Origin of the sequence: Rhizobium sp. BK538, from assembly GCF_014197575.1 — a bacterium.
In the GTDB taxonomy this organism is placed as follows: domain Bacteria; phylum Pseudomonadota; class Alphaproteobacteria; order Rhizobiales; family Rhizobiaceae; genus Rhizobium.
On sequence record NZ_JACIFT010000026.1, the window covers coordinates 42,621 to 62,422 of the forward strand.

18 protein-coding genes, 1 tRNA gene and 1 pseudogene are annotated in these 19,802 nt (G+C 60.2%); 10 read left to right on the forward strand and 10 right to left on the reverse strand.

Translation table 11 applies throughout. The features are described from left to right. Positions 1-527: 527 nt before the first annotated feature. The 3 genes from FHX09_RS25450 to FHX09_RS25460 form a co-directional block, all read right to left on the reverse strand. A complete protein-coding gene (locus tag FHX09_RS25450) occupies positions 528-896 on the reverse strand; it encodes a surface protein (protein ID WP_132593358.1) in 369 nt (122 codons plus the stop codon). A 198-nt stretch (positions 897-1,094) separates the two neighbouring features. After that, entirely contained in the window at positions 1,095-1,418 is a 324-nt protein-coding gene (locus FHX09_RS25455) for a hypothetical protein (protein ID WP_132593360.1), read from the reverse strand. 306 nt (positions 1,419-1,724) lie between these two features. Continuing rightward, positions 1,725-2,093, reverse strand: a complete 369-nt coding sequence (locus FHX09_RS25460) for an antibiotic biosynthesis monooxygenase family protein (RefSeq protein WP_132593362.1) — start codon at positions 2,091-2,093, stop codon at positions 1,725-1,727. Between the two features lie 96 nt (positions 2,094-2,189). On the opposite strand from FHX09_RS25460, the gene FHX09_RS25465 reads away from it, so the two are divergent. Continuing rightward, a complete protein-coding gene (locus FHX09_RS25465) occupies positions 2,190-2,666 on the forward strand; it encodes a MarR family winged helix-turn-helix transcriptional regulator (RefSeq protein WP_007801992.1) in 477 nt (158 codons plus the stop codon). Positions 2,667-2,783: 117 nt separating this feature from the next. Beyond that, positions 2,784-3,173: pseudogene (locus FHX09_RS25470) on the forward strand (cytochrome b/b6 domain-containing protein). Positions 3,174-3,322: 149 nt separating this feature from the next. Here FHX09_RS25470 and FHX09_RS25475 read toward each other — a convergent pair. After that, positions 3,323-4,309 carry a GlxA family transcriptional regulator gene (locus FHX09_RS25475; RefSeq protein ID WP_132593364.1) on the reverse strand — a complete coding sequence of 329 codons (987 nt, stop codon included), beginning with the start codon at positions 4,307-4,309 and terminating at the stop codon, positions 3,323-3,325. A 118-nt stretch (positions 4,310-4,427) separates the two neighbouring features. Between FHX09_RS25475 and FHX09_RS25480 the strand changes: the two genes are divergently transcribed. The 4 genes from FHX09_RS25480 (at position 4,428) to FHX09_RS25495 (ending at position 8,521) form a co-directional block, all read left to right on the forward strand. Next, positions 4,428-5,000, forward strand: a complete 573-nt coding sequence (locus FHX09_RS25480; protein ID WP_007801999.1) for a cysteine hydrolase family protein — start codon at positions 4,428-4,430, stop codon at positions 4,998-5,000. Positions 5,001-5,185: 185 nt separating this feature from the next. Next, the gene (locus tag FHX09_RS25485) at positions 5,186-5,656 is read left to right on the forward strand and encodes an aminoacyl-tRNA deacylase (protein WP_007802001.1); all 471 of its coding nucleotides are present in this window, start codon (positions 5,186-5,188) and stop codon (positions 5,654-5,656) included. A 399-nt stretch (positions 5,657-6,055) separates the two neighbouring features. Then, on the forward strand, positions 6,056-7,249 hold the full coding sequence (locus tag FHX09_RS25490) for a succinylglutamate desuccinylase/aspartoacylase family protein (RefSeq protein WP_132593368.1): 1,194 nt from the start codon (positions 6,056-6,058) through the stop codon (positions 7,247-7,249). 261 nt (positions 7,250-7,510) lie between these two features. Then, complete coding sequence (locus FHX09_RS25495) at positions 7,511-8,521, forward strand: D-cysteine desulfhydrase family protein (protein ID WP_132593370.1); 1,011 nt, start codon at positions 7,511-7,513, stop codon at positions 8,519-8,521. Positions 8,522-8,623: 102 nt separating this feature from the next. Here the strand turns inward: FHX09_RS25495 and add are convergent, their stop codons facing one another. The 5 genes from add to FHX09_RS25520 form a co-directional block, all read right to left on the reverse strand. After that, on the reverse strand, positions 8,624-9,463 hold the full coding sequence (gene add, locus FHX09_RS25500) for an adenosine deaminase (protein WP_246699509.1): 840 nt from the start codon (positions 9,461-9,463) through the stop codon (positions 8,624-8,626). A gap of 657 nt (positions 9,464-10,120) precedes the next feature. Next, entirely contained in the window at positions 10,121-11,530 is a 1,410-nt protein-coding gene (locus FHX09_RS25505) for a M20 family metallopeptidase (protein WP_132593372.1), read from the reverse strand. Positions 11,531-11,706: 176 nt separating this feature from the next. After that, positions 11,707-11,783 (reverse strand) — tRNA-Arg (locus tag FHX09_RS25510). A 113-nt stretch (positions 11,784-11,896) separates the two neighbouring features. Then, positions 11,897-13,414, reverse strand: coding sequence for a HAMP domain-containing sensor histidine kinase (locus FHX09_RS25515; protein WP_132593374.1), 1,518 nt, complete (start codon positions 13,412-13,414; stop codon positions 11,897-11,899). A gap of 152 nt (positions 13,415-13,566) precedes the next feature. Next, entirely contained in the window at positions 13,567-15,567 is a 2,001-nt protein-coding gene (locus tag FHX09_RS25520) for a methyl-accepting chemotaxis protein (RefSeq protein ID WP_183722716.1), read from the reverse strand. A gap of 444 nt (positions 15,568-16,011) precedes the next feature. Between FHX09_RS25520 and rpmH the strand changes: the two genes are divergently transcribed. The 4 genes from rpmH to yihA all read left to right on the forward strand — a co-directional run bounded on the left by rpmH (position 16,012) and on the right by yihA (position 19,155). Further along, on the forward strand, positions 16,012-16,146 hold the full coding sequence (gene rpmH, locus FHX09_RS25525; protein WP_016552555.1) for a 50S ribosomal protein L34: 135 nt from the start codon (positions 16,012-16,014) through the stop codon (positions 16,144-16,146). A 22-nt stretch (positions 16,147-16,168) separates the two neighbouring features. Beyond that, a complete protein-coding gene (gene rnpA, locus FHX09_RS25530; RefSeq protein WP_132593376.1) occupies positions 16,169-16,570 on the forward strand; it encodes a ribonuclease P protein component in 402 nt (133 codons plus the stop codon). After that, the gene (gene yidC / locus FHX09_RS25535) at positions 16,570-18,357 is read left to right on the forward strand and encodes a membrane protein insertase YidC (protein ID WP_132593406.1); all 1,788 of its coding nucleotides are present in this window, start codon (positions 16,570-16,572) and stop codon (positions 18,355-18,357) included. Before rnpA ends, yidC begins: the two co-directional genes overlap by 1 nt. Positions 18,358-18,495: 138 nt before the next feature. Further along, positions 18,496-19,155, forward strand: coding sequence for a ribosome biogenesis GTP-binding protein YihA/YsxC (gene yihA, locus FHX09_RS25540; RefSeq protein WP_132593378.1), 660 nt, complete (start codon positions 18,496-18,498; stop codon positions 19,153-19,155). Positions 19,156-19,207: 52 nt separating this feature from the next. On the opposite strand, the gene FHX09_RS25545 is transcribed toward yihA, so the two are convergent. After that, positions 19,208-19,765 (reverse strand): fasciclin domain-containing protein, encoded by a 558-nt coding sequence (locus tag FHX09_RS25545; protein ID WP_132593380.1) that lies wholly within the window; start codon positions 19,763-19,765, stop codon positions 19,208-19,210. Between the last annotated feature and the right edge of the window lie 37 nt (positions 19,766-19,802).

Here is a 19,802-nt window from a genome sequence, read left to right on the forward strand (position 1 = left end):
CCTACGGGATTTTTTCGCTCGGTAAAAGACTTCCCGACGCTGCCATGGCTCGCGGCAGTGTAGCGCAGTCCCGAGCAGATGGGCCAGCACAAGCGCCTGATCATGTGTGAGGGGGGCTGAAATAGAAAAGAGCCCGGTGCGGGAGGAGGTGCACCGGGCTCTTGATCCTGACTGACAACTGGGAGGAGGAGTGTTGCCAGTCCGATGAAGGAGCGCTGGGAGGAGGAGTGCGCTGCCTTCGAGATAAGAGATAGCCCATTGTTTCGATCAGGAATAGGGAGATTACCGCAATGCAGCAATGCGCCTCGCGCATATCTCGCCTATTATTGAAGCCTCTTTTTGCGGCATTTTTGATCAGTTAGTCAATTTCTTAGGCGAAGCAGGCCAATCTGCGCAGGGGCGGCTCACATACTACCGGACGGTGGCCGGACCGCGGCGCACCCACCGCAAAATATCGCCAACAGTTGGAGGAAATCGATGATCGGAAAGGCGAGAGATCGTCCCGCCTTTCCCCTGGCCCAACGCGATCAATAGCCGTTGTCACAGGGCATGCTGCCATCGCCATTGGTGCCGCCGAACGTGTTCTGGCAGTAGGTTTGCCGTTGCATCGGCCGCACGGGCCGATTGCCGATCGAACCCGTTGTACCGCCCTCGACGCCAAAGGCTGCCAGCGGATACCAATAGCCATCCGGACCGCGGCGAGTGCCCGGGCGCTCGGTGCGTGTGCCACGATAGCCGTTCAAGTGGCCTGCCCGCTGACTGTACTGCACCATTTGAATGTTCGAGGCGCTTGGGAGCGGGACCTGCTGCACAGGCGCCGCCTGAACGGGAGTGATTGATGCGAGCGTGAGCAGAGCCCCTGCTGACAGGGCGGGAACGAAGATGGAGATTTTCATGATAAATCCTCCTTCTGGATTTATCCGAGAAAAATGCGTTCCTTCGTAGCAAAGTTCCGCGATCACACGCAGCCTCCAGCAGTCGTGATCGGCAGCGACTGGGCGTGATCCGCAGGCGCTGATCTCAAGAACTGCTTGCTCCGTTCGGAGATGGTATCAAGCGATGCAGAGTCCGGCGGCAGCAATTCACTCTCGAACTTATCTGTCGGCGATCCGATATCCCTGGCTCGACAGGCACGTGACATACTGCCGGTGTGCGGCAGCGGTCGCGTTCGCTTCTTCCTGGGCCGGATCGATTGGATAGCCACCCATGCCGGCGCGCAGTTCGTATTGCTTCTTCGCCTCGCGATACATGAAATTGCCGTCGCCGACGCAGATGTGATGGGCGACAGCCGGCAGATTGAGAGGCGGGTCAAAGGGTGCTGCGACGGGCACGAGCGTCGGCGCATTGGCGTCAACGCAGCCGGCAAGCGTCACTACGGCCGCGCAAAACGCAAACGCTCGCACCATACTCCTCCGCATATTCCCTCCGGTCATGCGCCATGAATCGCTGCACACGCGCAGCGCCGACCGCATCATGGCTTCGCAACATTGCGCCAAGCTAGCGGGCCGGCTATGCCGATATCGGCGGCATGGTGCTTTCACAACGGAGAGGCAACACTGAGGTGACCTCAACGAAGGTTCCGATCGATCGAGCGGCCGCTAATGACCTTCTGCGAGCTGCCATCTCCTGACGCCGGCAGACATCGCTGCCTCCGTGACCGCAAGGATTTTGAACAGAAGCGTCGTGCGCCTTCTCACTTCGTTGTCGTGTCTCTTTCTCGCCGGTCAGGCCGTGCAGATGCTGGCAACGCCGACCTTTTGGAACAGCTGCGGTCTTGCAATTGCGGACGATGGATAGCTCGTCAGCTTCGCCCGGAACTCAGGATGTGTGAAAGCTGCGCGAAATGCTTCATTCGATTCCCACACCGCATAGTTCAGGTAGGCTGGGCTTTCGCCTATGGCGCGATGGAGTTGGGTCGAGATAAAGCCCGGCTGGCGCTTCATGAACTCGGCGTCGTCCTTCCAGACTTCGAGAAAGCGCTCTTCATCGGCCGCATCGAGTGTGAAGAGGTTGATGAGTACGACCGGCGCGGCTTCGATGGCCAGTTGGCGTTCGATAGGTAGTCTCTCGTCCATGGGCTTCATGCGGGACATTTCGAGCTCCTTCCAGATTGTAAGCATGATGTCAATTCGATACGATGAAGACATATTAACTTGACATAATAATGTCAATATAGATGGATGTTGCCAATGAGCGAAACGACCCGAAACCGGAAGGGCGATGCCTTGACCGACCTGATCCTCAGCCTGTTCAGAGCGAACAACCTGACCCTGTTGTGGGGAGACAGGCTAGTTGGGTCCTACGGGCTGACCAGTGCTCGGTGGCAGATTCTCGGAGCGATCGTGCACGCCGACCGGCCGCAGCCGGTGGCGTGGCTCGCCCGTGACCTCGGAGCTAATCGGCAGAATGTTCAGCGCATCGTAAATGATCTGCACCAGGAAGGGATCGTGGTGTTCGAGCCCAACCCGCACCACCGGAGGGCGCATCTCGTGGTGCTTACGGCGAAGGGACGCCGCGCCTACGAGTCCGCGATCAACGCGTACAACCCGAGGGTCGACGCGTTGGCTGAGGGCTTTTCACTTGAAGATATCAGGATAGCGCACCGCGTGATGGCGACGCTGCGAGCAAGACTCGAAGGAGAAATGGATGCTGAGAAGCACAACTAGCCGCTACGGCGCGATCCCCGTCACGATCCACCGGCTGGTCGCCATCCTCGCTATACTCGCGCTCGGTTCCAGGTTTCAGGCGGGCAGCGCGCTTGCCCCGGACACGAAAGCCTGCGCATGCACATCCCCGCAGCGATCATAGCCCTGCTGCTCACCACGTTCCGCATCGTCTGGTGGTGGTTCTTCGATAAGAAGCCCGAGCCGGTGCAGGGATCGCTCCTGTGGCAGGAACGGCTGGCGCGCGGCGTTCACATTGCCTTCTACATTGTCATCCTCGGCATGATCGCAAGCGGTATCGGTATGATTGTGTTGAATGGTGCGGGACCCTTCATCTTCGGTGGAGCGGGCGCTGAACTGCCGAACGTCCTTTAATATCCTCCGCGTATCCCGCACGGCCTCGGAGCCAACCTTCTGGTCGCACTGCTACTCGCCCATGTCGGTGCAGCGCTCTACCACCATTACATCCGCAGCGACGGGTTGCTCTGGCGCATGTGGTACGGGCGTTGATCATCGCAGCAGCATCGAAACAAACGGGGTGTTTTGCCACGAGCCAAAAGAGACTCGCGAAGAGCGCCGCCCGCTCCATGCCGAGTCCTTTCACTGAAAACAGGCTTCGGTCCCACCTCTCACACACTTGCGCGGCATAATGCCGGACCTCATGCCCGCCCGGTCAATCCGAAGCGCTTGCGGTAGTCTCCCGGCGATAGCCCGGTGATTTTCTGGAACACTTTTCGGAACGCACCCGAATCCTCGTAACCGGCCGCAACGGCGGTCTGCTCGACGGTGCAATTCGAGAATTCGAGCATCTCGCGCGCCTTGCCGACCCGCAGATGCTGGCAATATTCGGTCGGCCGCAGGCCGGTCGCCTTGTGGAACCGACGAAGGAAGGTGCGCTCTTCCAGGCGGGCACGCTGCGCCATCGCCGCAAGTGTCACGCCGCGCGCGCCGCTCGCGTGCAGCCAGTGCTGCACCTTTAGGATCTGCCCGTCGCCATGGTTCAGGCGTGGCGAGAAACTGCTGTAGCAGCGCTGCTCCCTGCCCGGCGGATCGACGAGGAGGTGGCGCGCGGTATCGAGCATGATGGTCGATCCCAGCAATCTTTCGACGAGGTTGAGACCGAGATCGGTCCAGGCCATCATGCCACCCGCGGTAATCATGTCGCCCTCGTCGACGATGAGTTTGTCGGTGTCCACCCGCACCTCGGGAAATCGCTGCGCCAGCAAGTCCGCATAGACCCAGTGGGTCGTCGCCATGCGGTGTGCCAGAAGGCCCGTTTCTGCAAGAAGGAAGGCGCCGACGCAAACGGAGCTCAGCGTCGTTCCCTCGGCATGCCGCTCACGAAGCCATCGCGCCAGCGGACCGGCTTCCTCCGAGGTCATCGGCTCGCTGAAGCTTGGAGGCAGGACGAGGACGGTGGGCGACCCAGTAGTGCCGGGCACCGTATCGAAAACGCGCTCGATTGTCGCTGCGGTTTCTGTCCCGCGCCAATGGCTTACACGCAGGGCGGGGCCTCCCGACGGTTGCCGGGCCGCTGCGAACCGATTGGCTAGGTAAAAGAGATCGGTCAGGCCGTAGACGGCTGCGAGCTGGACGTTCGGATAAAGCAGGATACCGATCTCGGCCGGCGCGTCGGTCTGGCTCATTTGTCAGTTTTGGCCTCGATAATGTCAATTACGCCAATCCACACAATGCGGCTTCAGACGTAACTTGTCCATCAACGAACGGGGATCGTCCCCGGAAGGAATGAAAGGATACAAGGACATGAACAAGCGAGCCCTCATCGTCGTCGACATTCAGAACGATTACTTTCCAAACGGCAAGTGGCCGTTGAACGGTGCTGACGCAGCCGCCGACAATGCCGCACGGATGATCGCGGCAGCCCGCGATGCAGGCGATCTTGTCGTCCATATCAGACATGAGTCGGCCGGCGAGAATGCAGCCTTTTTCCTTGCCGGCTCGGAGGGTGCGCAGATTCACCCGAAAGTGCTGGACCGGCCCGGCGAAACCGTCATCGTCAAGAACCACGTCAACTCGTTCCGTGAAACTGATCTGAAGGCGACACTCGACCGCAATGGCATCGACGAGGTCACCGTCGTCGGCAGTATGAGTCATATGTGCATCGATGCCATCACGCGAGCCGCCAGCGATTTCGGGTACCGGGTAACGGTCATCCACGATGCCTGCGCAACGCGCGACCTCGAATTCAACGGCACGTCGGTCCCCGCCGCGCAGGCGCATGCGGCCTTCATGGCGGCATTCGCCTTCGCCTACGCCTCCGTGCTCTCGACGGACGAGGCACTGGCCGTACGCAGCGAACTGAGAGCCTCCGCCTAGCACGGAGATATCGGGCGCGTGTCAACCGCGCGGAGCACCGGAGAGCTTGTTCGACCGCCATCGCCCCATGGCGGTCATCAGCCAACGAACCGCAACAGGCATTTGCGGCCGCTCGCCGTTGACTTCGCAGGCGATGAGAGGAGAATACCTTTCATGCCTCGCCACGCAATACAGGGGGCGCCCAGATGACGATCGCAAGGAAACTTCAGGATTATATCGACGGTGAGGGTGTCGCCTACGACACCGTGCCTCATCATCGCACAGCGACAACCAGCCAATCGGCACAAGCCGCACATGTTCCGGGCAGCCGGCTGGCCAAATCAGTCGTCGTACATCATGAAATGGGATACGTCCTGGCCGTCGTTCCCAGCACACACCGGATCGAGCTCAGCACGTTACAGGATGTGATGAACAGACGCCTTGGCCTCGCCTCGGAAGATGAGGTCAGTTCGCTTTTCGCCGATTGCGACATTGGCGCAGTTCCGCCGATCGGATCGGCCTACAACGTGCCTGTGATCCTCGACGAAAGCCTCGGCAATGCCAGCGACATCTATTTCGAAGGCGGCGACCACAGGACACTGGTGCATATGAGCGGCCTCAGCTTTCGCAACCTGATGAAGGATGCGCAAATCGCCCGCTTCAGTCACCGACCGTAAAATCGTGATCCTAGGGTCATACTGACGCGGCTCGATGCCGCCCGAAAAGTCGATCAATCCTGCCGGCTGGTGCGTCAAGAGGCGCGCACCGGGTCGTCGCTCACTGATCTCGCTTCCTGGTAGGTCCCGGAAAGAACTGGCACGCCGGACGAGATGAAACTGCGAACTCGCATGTGATTGGTACCGCCGTCGACGTCCACACGGCAGGCCTGCTTCGCGCGCGATCTCCGGATCTTGCCGAACGACCCCGCAAGTTCACGAGCCCGGCCTAGCTTCGCAGAAGTCACGCAACCTTGCCAGTTCAGCAGCATACCCTAGTTTGAAGTCGCGCGGGATTGTCGCGACCAACATGCATGCCGTTGTTCTAAAGTAGCTTTTCAATCACAAAGGGCCTCCATCATGTCGGACAAATCGAAGAACGGCATCGATCGCCGCGATCTGTTGATTGCATCTATTGCCACGGTCGGCGCGTCGGCTGCCCTTGCCGTCAACGCGGGTGCTGCAAATGCTCAGGACGCAGCGACACCCGCTGCCCATCCGACATCAGGAACGGCCTATACCGGCGATGTTATCCGGGGAAAAAAGGTTATCAGCGCGCTCGACGTCAACGACCTGGAGCCGGGACAGAAGCACCTCCTGTATTTTCAGGGTGCGCAGATGCCCACGGGGCAGCACTGGTACGTGTCCGTGACGGTCGCCAAGGGGGCAAGGCCGGGCAAGCGCGGCGTCCTGACCAGTGGTGTGCATGGCGACGAAATGAGTAACATTCACGCGGTCCAGACCGTGATGAACCAGCTCGATCCGGCGCAGATGTCGGGCACGGTCATGGCGGTCACCGACGTGGCACGCCCGGCCATTGAAAGCATGCAGCGCAGGTGGCCCAATCAGGGCAGAGGCCTAGATCTGATCGATATGAATCGGGAATGGCCCGGGAACGAGAACGGTGCCACCGCGCCCAGCCGACACGCCGGGCTGCTGTTCAACCGGCTGCTGCGGCCGAACGCCGACTTCGCGATCGACTTCCACACCGGAACAACCGGATTCGAAGTCACCGCATTTAATCTTGGCGGCATGGATGTGCCCGAGGTCAAGGCAATGGTGGAGCTCTATCCCGTCGGCCAGATCTTCGACAACCATGTCTATCCCGGTGTCCTGCACAACGCGTTCATGGACGCGGGCATCCCGTCCTTTACACCGGAGATCGGTGCTGCTCGCGTTCTGAACGTCGAGATGATCTCACTGTTCGTGGAAGGCACGATGAACGTCCTCAAGCATCACGGCATCGTCGCCGGGCCGATGGGCCGGACAGGCAAGGACGTGAATGTCTTCGTCGGCAACAGTGCGTTCCCTATCCTGGCAACCCAGGGCGGGATCGTCGAGCATTTGGTCAAGCTCAATGACAAGGTCGAACCCGGACAGAAGGTGGCCATCCAGCGCAACAGCTTCGGCGAAGTGGTCGCGGAGTATACGAGCGGCGTGGCCGGAGAGATAGCGGGCCAGCGCAGCGACGCAATGTCCGAGCCCGGCAACCCCCTGGTATTCATCCTCTTCCACAAGCCGACGATGGAGGGCATTGAGTCCTATCCCGAATAGTCCGCCTTGCGAGCGATTCTTCGCCCGTCTTAGTAGTTCAGAATCACAAATCGCGCGCTTCAAACCGACGGTGATGTCGTGTTTCCTGCAGCGGATGGACGCAGCCTTGGGGCTTTTCTCATCTAGGCCACACCGAGCGGTTGAAGTCTGCCTCGATGAGGCGAGCCGCGTTCTCCACTCGTTACGGGCTATACGCACCCTGCATAACCCTATACGTTCCTAATGATTTCACTGCTTTACACCGAGCAAGGTTCCGATCCCATGCAGCTCGACGCACACCCTCGGCAGATACTGTCCCAATGGCCGACGCCGATCGAGACGCTCGACCGGCTCTCCGCCGCTTACGGTGGCCCGCGGATCTCCATCAAGCGGGATGATTTCGGCAGCATCGCCATGGGCGGCAATAAGCTGCGGAAGCTCGAATATCTGATGGGGGACGCTCTGGTGAAGGGATGCGACATCGTCGTCACGTCCGGAGCCTTACAATCGAACCACGCTCGCTTGACTGCGGCGGTCGCGGCCAAGCTTGGCCTGACGTGCCATTTGGTCCTAAAGGACGACGTTCCCGACCGTTCCGAGACCTACCACAACTCGGCAAACCTGCTTCTAGACAAGCTTGTCGGTGCGGAGATCGTGCGGGTCGGACGCCACGACCCGCTCGCCGAGGCGGTGGAGGCTCATGCGGCGTCGTTGCGGGCGAAAGGGCTTTCGCCGTACGTCGTGCCGCTGGGCGGGTCGAACGCGATCGGCTGCCTGGGCTACGTGACCTGCGCCCTGGAAATCGCGGAACAGGAACGGAAACTCGGAAAGGCGTTCAGCCACATCTTCGTCGTGTCAGGATCAGGCGGGACTCATGCGGGGTTGCTTGCCGGGCTCAAACTCACCGGCTCGACGGCGAAGCTTGTCGGCGCGACAATCTCACGGTCGAAAGCGATGCAGCGTCCGATTATCGAGCAGTTAGTCTCTGACGTCGCCCCCCTGGTCGGAATCCATGAATCTGGAACCACGGATGCTATCGAACTCGATGACAGCATGTACCTTCCCGGCTACGGGCTTCCGAACGGCCCTTCGAGGAATGCCGTCGTTCAGTGCGCGAAGTCCGAGGGCATCTTTTTGGACCCGGTCTACACGTCGAAGGCGATGGCGGCTCTTTACAACCGGATCGAGGCAGGGACCTTTAAGCCCTCGGATGAGGTGCTCTTCATCCACACCGGCGGTGCGCCAGCATTGTTCGCGTACGATGAGATCTACGCCAAGAACGCTCCCCTGTAGTTGCCTCCTCCGCAGAGCCCTGGCGCTCCCTGGGCGTTTTCGCTGCCAGCCATGTAAGGTGACCCAGCGGGAGCGACTTGAGGTGACTATTGTGAGCCGGCACTACGATTGCCAGTTGGCCAATGCGGATTTCAGATGCGCTTTCACGTCAGCGTTGGCAAAACTCGCGTCGATGGACGTTCGAGCAACGTCGCGCATGATCTCGTCGCTCCACCCGAAGGCGGCCGCCGCCAGTTCGTATTCAGCCGGAAGGTTTGTAGCCAACAGGCTTGGATCGTCGATGTTGACCGACACCCTGACGCCCGCCTTTCGGAGGCGGTCGATGGGATGGGCCTCAATAGAGGGATAAAGCTTGAGCGTGAGGTTCGAGGTGGGGCAGACGCCCAGCGGGATACCGCGTTCGGCAAGAAGCGCCACCACACGGTCGTCCTCGACAGCTCGGACACCGTGGTCGATGCGATCTGCGCCTAACAATTCGACCGCATCACGAACTCCTTCCGGTCCGCTCGACTCGCCGGCATGAACGGTACGCCGCAAGCCGGCAGCCGCGGCCCGGCGAAATGCCTCGGCAAAGCGTGGTCCGGTGCGACCTGCGGCTGCCTCATTGCCGTCAACCGACAGGGCGACCACCCGCGGATGGCGCCAGGCGATGAGATTTTCGACGAGTTCTACCGCTTCATCGGAGTTCTGGGTGCGGAGCAAGCTGACGCACAATCCAACGGGTGGAAGTCCGTCCTGCGCCGCAGCGGTGAAGCCTGCATCGAGGGCCTCTATCAGCTCCCTGGTCCTGCCCTGCCATGAGGCCCAGTGCTTGGGATTGATGATCAGGTCTGCGTAACCGGTGCCGTCCGCCGCCAATCGCCGGCAAAACCCATAGGCCAATTCGGCCAGGCGGTCCCGAGTGCTGGCCAGGCCACAGGCCCAGTCTAGAAATTCGAGCATATCAGCGAGGCTCTCGAAAGAGAAAAGCCGCTCGCGCGGCCGCGGCATTGGAACGCCAGCCTGCCTGCCCAACTCTCCAGGGTGGCGGATTCAAAGCAGCCCTCCAGGTGAACATGCACTTCCGCCTTAGGCAATGCCTGAAGGGATTCGCCGCTACGTGTGCCGTCTTTTCTCATCGCGGTTACTCCCCGCTGCAGGGTCCCCACCATGCGGCGACCGCGCGAGGTACGAGGACGGCCGCTATCCTATGCCGTCGCCGGCTTCGCCTGACCGTTGATCACGTGAAGGATGACCGCTTATAGTAGAGTGCCGATCAAGCCGCCTGTCAAACCGACGCAAGAAAGATACAGCATGACGACTGCGCTGTGGATCAACATGCCGACCACAGGCGGCAGTCGTCCTGTTCACGCCGCATTTGAGATTTTCGCGTGCTCGTAGTCGACGACCAACAAGGGTCATTGTCGTAAGTTCAGCTGAAGACGCGCGAGTTTCTGCTTGGGTCGCGATAGCGGACCCCAAGTGCCCAGTTCTGTTCTGAAGCGGTGGAAAAATGGCGCGCCGGACGAGATGAAACTGGGCACCGCTATGTGATTGTTTGCACTATTTAATTTCCCGGCACCACAATCGCACCAACCATTGACGCGGTGATCCGATGAGTTATTGGGTCGATGGCTCACACGCACGCCAATTGCCTGGCACTCCAGTTTCCCCCAAATCCCAATAGAGTCCGGCCATTAGCGCGAGTCCTTCGCGGGCGATCGCGAGGGGGACATGCTCGTTCGGCGCGTGCTGGGAGCAGGCCGGATACGAATGCGGCACCCACACGGTAGGCAATTCTAGAACCTCGGCGAAGATGTCGTTCGGTAGCGCGCCTCCAAGGCTCGGCAGGATCGCCGGCTTCGTCCCGATTGTGCGGCTGATCGATTCGACTGCCCACTCGACCCAAGGATGGTCGGGCTCGAGCATCGACGCCCGGAAGGGTTCGGCGCTTGCCTGTGCGATCTGGACATTCGAAAAGCCGTGCCGATCAAGATGGCGGCGTAGGGCTGGCAGGATGCCATCCGCGTCAACCCCGACCACAAACCGTAGCTGGCAGCGCGCCCAAGCGCGCGGGGGGATTGCATTGACAGGTGTTCTCGGATTGCCGGCTTCGAAGGCCAGCACCGCGAACGAGGACCAACCGAATACCTTCTCGGCCGGTGTAAGCGCTGGCTCGCCCCAGGTCGGATCAATTTCAGGTGCGCCGGGGCTGCTCACAATCTCGCAATCGAAAAGAGCGCGCCGCACGCTGTCGGGAAAGCTTTTTGGAATCCATTCAGGCACCTGAATCTTGCCTGTCGGCCCGGCAAGGCTCGCAATGGCATTGGCAAGCTGGATTGCCGGATCGGAAAGAAGGCCGCCCCAATTGCCGGAATGATGGCCGCCCTCGCGTGCATCAATCCAGATATCGAATGAAAGAGCGCCCCGCGATCCCAAGAAGATGGTCGGTCGTTCGGCCGACAGCCGAGGTCCGTCCGACGCAATCAGAACGTCAGCCCGCAACAAATCCTTGTGCGCGGACGCGAACTCGCGCAACGCGGGCGATCCGATTTCCTCGCCCATTTCGAAAAGATACTTTGCGTTGAACCCGAGACGCCCACGTGTCTCCAGGACGGCTTGCAGGGCGCCGATGTTAATCGAGTGCTGTCCCTTATTGTCGGCAACGCCACGACCATACCATCGACCATCCCGCTCGGTAAGTCGCCAAGGCGAGAGACCTTCATCCCAGCCATCGTCAAGGCCGCGAACGACATCACCGTGGCCGTAGCCAAGGACTGTTGGCCGCAACATATCCTCGATGCGTTCTGCGAGAAGGAATGGCCACTGGCCTTCCGACAGCACATGGCAGACAAAGCCGAGCGCCTTGAGAGTGGGCTTGATCTCGGCTTCGAGATATTCGATCAGCGTTGACGCCTGATCGGGATTCTGACTTTCGGTCGGCATCGCCACGCGTCGGGCCAAGTCTTCGCGGAAGGCACCCGAGTCAAAATAGCTTTGGGCTTTTGCAACAGCGCTGTCTCGGTTGATGCATCCAAACTATCACGCTCGTATGGATTGCGTCGAACTGAATTGGCTAATCGAGGCTGTTGCCGCTACACGACGGCAACGTGGTCAGCGTAGGCTACGACCGTGGTGTACTGAACACGGTTCGCCATCTTGTCCGGTGTCGAGAATATATTGTAGAGAAATCAATATGATAGAAATGGCGCACCCGAAGAGATTCGAACTCCTGACCCCCAGATTCGTAGTCTGGTGCTCTATCCAGCTGAGCTACGGGTGCGTGCCGGAAGCGGCCGAACCGCTTGCGTGGGCGGTTCTCTAAAGGGTCCTTTCGGGGATTGCAATAGGCTTTCTGAAAAAATCGCGACTTTGGTGGTGCAGAGCGGAAACGCATCACTTTTCTTGGAGAGCGCGGCTGCGATAGTCGTCGAGCGATACCGGGCGGTCCGGAATCTCGATGCGGAACTGCGTTCCGACGGAAGGCTTTTCCACAAGAGCGATCGTGCCGCCGTGGGCCAGCACCAGTTCACGGGCGATCACCAGGCCGAGGCCCGTGCCGCCGGAGCGGGCCGAGCCGCGGAAGGCGGCGAAGAGATTCTGTCTGGCCTTCTGCGGCATGCCGGGGCCAGTGTCATCGACGATGATGCTGACGACGCTACCGACGCGCTGGGCCGAGACGGTGATGCGCTTGCCGCCCTCCGACCCGCGCCCCGCGCCCGTGGCACTCAGCGCCTCTACGGCGTTGCGGCAGAGATTGTGGATGACGCGAAACAATTGCTCGCTGTCCGCGTCGACCTCGAGCTCAGGCGCCATCTGGTCGATGAACTCGATGCCGCTTTGAGCATCGATCGCCAACATGTCCTTCACGTCTTGGGTGAGGTCATAAAGCCGGATGCGGCGCCTGCGAGGCGCCGCTTCGCTTGCCTGGCCATAGGACAGCACCTCGGTCGTATAGCCGACCGCGCGGTCGATGGTGCGCAGCAGCTTTGGCGCGAAGGCCTTCACCATCGGATCGTCGACATCCACGAGACGGTCCGACATCAGTTGCGCCGAGGCCAGGATGTTGCGCATGTCGTGGTTGATCTTCGAGACGGCGAGGCCGAGCGCTGCCAGGTTCTTCTGCTGCTTCAGCGTCTTTTGCAGTTCCATCTGCATGGAGGTCAGGTGCCGGCCGGCCACCGCGAGCTCATCGCGGCCGCCATCGCCAACGAAGACGTTGTGCGGATTTTCCGGATCCGAGGAGAATTGCTGCATGCTTCCGGTCAGCTTGCGAATCGGCCGGATCAGGATGCGGTTGATCGCGAAGAACACCAGCGTCGCGGTGAACAGCGAGATCAGGATCGACAACAGGAAGACGTTGCGGGAATACGCAAGCATCGCATTGCGCAGGTGCTTGTCCTTCATCACTACTTCGACGCCGGTATTGGTGTCCTGCACCGGGCCATAGACACGGATCAGGCGGTTGCCGCCGAAAATCATCGTATCGAGCGCATCGCTGATCGCCGTCAAAGCCGGCACATCCGTCAGGTCGTATTGCTCATCGACAAAGGTGGGCATGTCAGTCGTGGCAAGCAGGCGAGAGGTGCCCTCCTTGCGCAGCACGATTGCCTTGGTGCCGGTCGCCTCCAGCGTCTCCTTTTGCAGCGCGCGCGGCAGTTCGACCGGCTGCAGGCCGTCGATCACGATCGCGGCCGCAGCCGCAGCATTCAACCTCTCGTCCAGCCATCGCAGGCGCATGCTGGCCACCGAGGGAAAGAAGATCAGCACCTCGGCGAGCATGATGCAGACAACCGTCAGCCATAGCAGCTTGCCGGAAAGCCCGCCAAACTTGCCAGGCGGGCGCTGTTCCGCCTTGTCAGCCTCGGTCCCAGTAGCACCGCCGGGGGGAAGATTGTCACCTTGGGCTTGCATGGTCTTTCGTCCGCTTGGCGCAAAGCGCCCTCTGCGCCTTCTATATTAGACGATGACGGTCCGCTTTCAAATCTTTGCGAGCAAAGCCATTTGCGACAAAAGGAAACGCCACCTGGAGGCGGCGTTTCCCATCGGTCGAAAAGAGGAGGGGATCAGAACTCTTCCCAATTCTGCCCGGCGACGGCGGCATTGCCGCTGAACGCCCGGGCGACGGTGCCCATGGAACGACGGGCCGGAGAGGCCACTGGCCGGTGCTCCTGATGGCGGGCAACGGCGACTGGGGCCGCTGCCGGCACGTTCGAGACCTTGAAGCGCGAGATGAGACGGACGAGGCCGTCGGCTTCGGCGGAAAGCTTGTGCGTTGCTGCTGAGGTCTCCTCGACCATGGCAGCGTTCTGCTGCGTCACCTGATCCATCTGGTTGACGGCTGTGTTGACTTCCTTGAGGCCGGTTGACTGCTCCTTCGCGGCGGTTGCGATCGAGTGAATGTGGTCGTTGATCGCGTTGACGCGGCGCTCGATCTGGGACAGTGCCTCGCCGGTTGCCTGCACCAGCTTCACACCGACCTGCACTTCGTCGCCCGACTTGGTGATCAGGCCTTTGATGTCCTTCGCCGCTGTCGCCGAGCGCTGCGCCAGCTCGCGGACTTCCTGGGCGACGACGGCAAAGCCCTTGCCTGCCTCGCCGGCACGAGCGGCTTCAACTCCGGCATTGAGGGCGAGCAGGTTCGTCTGGAAGGCAATCTCGTCGATGACGTTGATGATTTGGCTGATTTCGCGCGAGGCCTGCTCGATCCGGCCCATGGCGTCGACGGCGTTACGGACAACCACGCCCGACTTGCCGGCATCGTCCTTGGCCTCGGAGACCATGACGCTGGCTTCCTGAGCGCGCTCGGTCGAATTGTTGACCACCGCAGTGATCTCGTCGAGAGCAGCCGAAGTCTGTTCGAGGGCGGCAGCCTGCTGCTCGGTACGCTTGGAAAGGTCGTCGCTGGCGGCGCGCAATTCGTTGGTGTTGCCGTGGAAGCCTTCAGCCGTTTCGCGGACCTCGCGCATCGTCGTCTGCAGCGTCGCGAAGGTGCTGTTGACGTTCTGCTGCAGTTCGGCGAAGGCACCCTGGAAGCTGCCGCGCATCGTCTGCGTCAGGTCTCCTTCCGCCAGGCTTGCTATCACGCGGCGCGTTTCGCCGACACCGGCATCGATGCTGGAAAGCAGATGGTTGATGTTGCTGGCGAACTGGTTGAGGTTTTCATCGCCATAGTCCGTTTCGATGCGGCGGCTGAAATCGCCCGCAGCCGCGGATGCAACGACAACCGACATGCTGGACTGCAGATCGTCGCTCTTGGCACGCATGGCGGCTTCCTGCGCATTCATGCGGCGAACGGCGAGACCATTCTCCTTGAAGACCGCGACGGCGGCAGCCATCTCGCCGATTTCATCCTGGCGGCCAGCGAAAGGCACTTCGGCGTCAAAGTTGCCATCGGCGACTTCCTTAATCGCGTCTGTGACCTTCTTGATCGGACGGCTGAGCTGAACGGTGCCGATATAGAAGCCCATCCCGACGCCGGCCACGATGCCGACGCCAGTGATCGCAATCACCAGCCACAAAACAGAGGTGCGCGAGCTTTCGACCTGCGCATTGACGGCGTCAAGTGTCGCCTTGTCGGTGGCGACGATCGCATCGATCTCCGCCTGGAAAGCCTTGCGGTTGGCACGGTTGGCGTCGTTGTTACCCTGCTCGTTCGCGGCCTGGGGGCTCACTTCAGTGCCGAGACGTGCTGTTTCGGCGCGGAATGTCCGGAATTCCTTCGCGCGCTCGGTCATTTTCACGAAGGTATCCTTCTGGCTTTCCGGAACCAGCGGGGCCCAGGAGGCGATAACCTTGTCGATCTGATCGAGATCGGCCAGCAGTCCCTTGGCAAAGTTTGCGGCCTCCTTTGTCGACGGCGCGTTATAAATCCCGCGGGCCTCCATCACCGTTGCCGTCACGAAGCGGTTAAGGCGCTCGCCGGCGTAAGCGCGATCGGATGCATCTCCGTACGCCGACAGACTTTCTTCGTATTGACGCACAGCCCAAAGTGCCGTTGCCCCGATCAGCAGTGCAACGCCGCACATGGCGGAGACAAGCAGATTGATCTTACCGCGAATTTTCAAAGGAAGCCCCCCAAGACTAATCACAAGCCGGGAAAGCATTCCGGCCGATAGCTAAATTTGGCCGAAATAAATTAATGTTAGCTTTCGGATGCTTGGCCGCATCACTACAAAAAATTACCTGTACTTAGTCGTCGCCGTTTTATTTTTTGCGCGCGAGGCGCCTGGTTATCGGCAAAATGCGCGCAACGGTTGAGATTTGAGAAAAATATTACGCAAGCGCATGGCTTGTCGCTTGTCACAAACATTAATACGCTTCGCTAAATCTTGTATCGCAGCACCGAAATCGGGAAATTCCGGGCAATAATTGACTTTGGCGGCCTTCATCCGTATAAGCCGGCGCACGTCCGGTCATTTAAGGCTCTCGTTAGCCTCGCCCGTTCGAAAAACAACGCTCCTTGCAATATGCAAATTCAAGAAGGGCCGCACTCCGCGGTGTTTAAATAAATGAAGCGTACCTACCAACCATCCAAGCTTGTCCGCAAGCGCCGCCACGGTTTCCGTGCACGTATGGCCACCAAGGGCGGCCGCAAGGTTATCGTTGCTCGCCGCGCACGCGGCCGCAAGCGTCTTTCGGCCTAAGGCCGGAATTGCCCGATAAGAGATGGCGGGCGAATTGACGACCAATAATAAGAAAATGACTGCCGGGCGGCTGAAAAGCCGCCCGCAGTTTCTTGCTGTCCGCCAAGGCGAAAAACGCAAGGGCGGTTTCTTCCTGCTTGAGGTCCTCGACCGGAAGGAACCCGAGACAGAAGCCCGTGTCGGCTTCACCGTCACCAAGAAACACGGCAATGCAGTCGAGCGAAACCGCATGCGGCGGCGCCTGAAAGAGGCGGTGCGACTTCATGCAGGGTTTGCAATGCAGCCCGGACACGACTATGTGGTTGTCGCGCGAAGGGACGTGCTGAAAGCATCCTTCAAAGAATTAGCCGCAGAGCTCAAAACTCGCGTCGAGACCAAGCCGAAACACAAGCGGTCCGGAGACGGCCGCCCCAGGAACGCATGATGCAAAACAACCGCAACTACTTCATTGCGATCGCTCTCTCCGTGCTGATCGTTCTCGGGTGGCAATTCCTCTATATGAATCCGCGCATCGAAGCGCAGCGCAAGGCAGAACTCGCTCAAAAGGCGCAGCAGAAAATCGAACAGGTGCAGACCCCGGCCGCCGGTGGCGCTGGTACGGCTCAGCCCAATGGCGCAGCCCCTTCGGCAACCACGACGACCTCCCTGATCGACGCACTTGCCAAGAACCCGCGCGTCGTGATCGATACGGCAGCACTCGCAGGCTCGATCAACCTAGTCGGCGCACGCCTCGATGACCTGAAGCTCAAGGGCTACCACGAGACGGTCGACGACTCGAGCCCGATCATCACGCTCTTTAGCCCATCCGAAACCAAGGATGGCTACTTCGCCGAACTCGGCTACATCGGTGACGCCGCCACCGGCTCTGTTCCCGGCCCCTCAACCGTCTGGACGGCACCGGAAGGTGCCAAGCTGACGGAGAAGACGCCGGTTACGCTCACCTATACGAACGAAAAGGGCATCACCTTTGCCCGTACGATCTCGGTCGACGAGCACTACATGTTCACCGTCACCGACAAGATCACCAATGCTGGCCAGGCCGCCGCTGCATTATCCTCCTATGGCCGTGTCACGCGCTACAACAAGCCGGCGGTCGCCTCGACCTACGTTCTGCACGAAGGCTTCATCGGCGTGATCGGCGATAGCCTGATCGAGAGCAAGTATGCAGCCGTCGAGAAGGAAGCCGTGACGCCGGAAACGGCAACCGGTGGCTGGCTCGGTATCACCGACAAATATTGGGCAGCGACGATCATTCCGCCGCAGCAGACGCCCTACGATGCGCGCTTCACCCACTTCACCGATGGCCAGCCGCGCTTCCAGGCCGACTACAAGCAGAACGCGGTTACCGTCGCACCGGGCCAGTCGCTCGAGCTCAAGAACCTCGTCTTTGCCGGCGCCAAGGAAGTTCCTGTTATCGACGGCTACGAGAAGACCTATTCGATCCCGAAGTTCGACCGGTTGATCGACTGGGGCTGGTTCTACTTCCTGACGAAGCCGATGTTCAGGTTGATGGACTTCTTCTTCCGCTACTTCGGCAACTTCGGCGTCGCGATCCTGCTTACCACGATCGTCGTCAAGGCACTGTTCTTCCCGCTTGCCAGCAAGCAGTACGCTTCGATGGCGAACATGAAGCGCGTGCAGCCAAAGATGGAGGAGTTGAAGACCAAGTTTGGCGACGACCGCATGGCGCTGCAGCAGGCGACCATGCAGCTCTACAAGGACGAAAAGATCAACCCGATTGCCGGTTGCTGGCCGATTCTGCTGCAGGTTCCCGTGTTCTTCGCGCTCTACAAGGTGATCTACATCACCATCGAGATGCGCCATGCGCCGTTCTTCGGCTGGATCCAGGATCTCTCCGCACCCGATCCGACCTCGTTCATCAACCTGTTCGGCCTTCTGCCGTTCGAAGCGCCAACTTTGCTGCATCTCGGCATCTGGCCGCTGATCATGGGCGTCACGATGTTCGTGCAAATGCGCATGAACCCGACACCGCCGGACCCGACGCAGGCGATGATCTTCAACTGGATGCCGCTGGTCTTCACCTTCATGCTGGCGAGCTTCCCGGCCGGTCTGGTCATCTACTGGGCCTGGAACAATACGCTTTCAGTGCTTCAGCAGTCGGTGATCATGAAGCGGCACGGCGTGAAGATCGAGCTCTTCGACAATCTGAAGGGGCTCTTCAAACGAAAGCCGGCTCCAACAGAGAAATGATGATAGCCCCGCTTCGGCGGGGCTTTTCATTTCTGCCGGCGTTGCCGCCGCATCTGGGCGACTGCCGGCCTGGCGGTTGACAAAATCGCCCGAAACCTGAATGCCATAGGCACACTGGATTGGACTGGAAAAGGCCGAATGACCGACAACAAGAACGACAAGCCGCTCTTCGGACGCCCCTGGACTTTCATCCGCGGCGTGCCGTCCCTGAAATTCCTGCCGCCGGAAGGACCGCTGGAGGTGGCCTTTGCCGGTCGCTCGAATGTCGGCAAGTCGTCGCTGATCAATGCGCTCGTCAGCCACAAGGGGCTGGCACGCACCTCCAACACGCCGGGGCGCACGCAGGAGCTCAACTACTTCGTGCCGGAGGGTTACTCAGGTGAAGGCGGCGACCTGCCGCCGATGGCGCTGGTCGACATGCCGGGCTACGGCTATGCGCAGGCGCCGAAAGACCAGGTCGATGCCTGGACGAAGCTCGTCTTCGATTACCTGCGCGGGCGGGCGACGCTGAAGCGCGTCTACGTGCTGATCGACAGCCGCCACGGGGTAAAGAAGAACGACGATGAGGTTCTCGATCTGCTCGACAAGGCGGCCGTCTCCTACCAGATCGTTCTGACCAAGACGGACAAGATCAAGCCACCGGCCGTGACCAGGCTGCTCGCGGAGACGACGGAAAAGATCAAGAAGCGGCCGGCCGCTTATCCCGGGATCATTGCCACGTCATCGGAAAAGAGCGAAGGCCTCGATGACCTGCGCGAGGCAATCGCGCAAACGGTCGGCATCGCCAACTGGAAATGAAAGAGGGGCGCGCCCCAATGCCGAGGGCGCTACCCCGAACTGCCTCACTCGATTACATCTTTGGCAGCAGTACCTTGTCGACCACGTGAATCACGCCGTTCGACTGCTTGACGTCGGCAATCGTGACGTCGGCGACGTCGCCGTTCTCGTCGGTCAGCGTGATCTTGCCCATGCTTTCCTTGGCCTTGAGCACGCAGCCCCCGATGGTCTTGATGTCGTGTTCGCCACCGTCATCCTTGATCATCTTGGCGACGGCCTTCGACATCGCGTCGGCTGCCACGACGTGGCAGGTCAGGATCTTGGTCAGCGTCGCCTTGTTCTCCGGCTTCAGCAGCGTATCGACCGTACCGGCCGGCAGTGCTGCGAAAGCTTCATTGGTCGGCGCAAAGACCGTGAACGGTCCCTTCCCCTCAAGCGTCGAGACCAGACCGGCCGCCTTGACGGCAGCAACCAGCGTCGTGTGGTCTTTGGAGTTCATCGCATTTTCGACGATGTTCTTCGTCGGATACATGGCAGCGCCGCCGACCATCGGGTTCTTGGCCTGCGCAGCGAAAGCAAAGGCGGAAACGGCAGCAGCAAGCACACTCAAGCGCAGTGCGGACTTCATCATGATTGTTCTCCTTTAACGTCCGCGCACAAGACCGGCC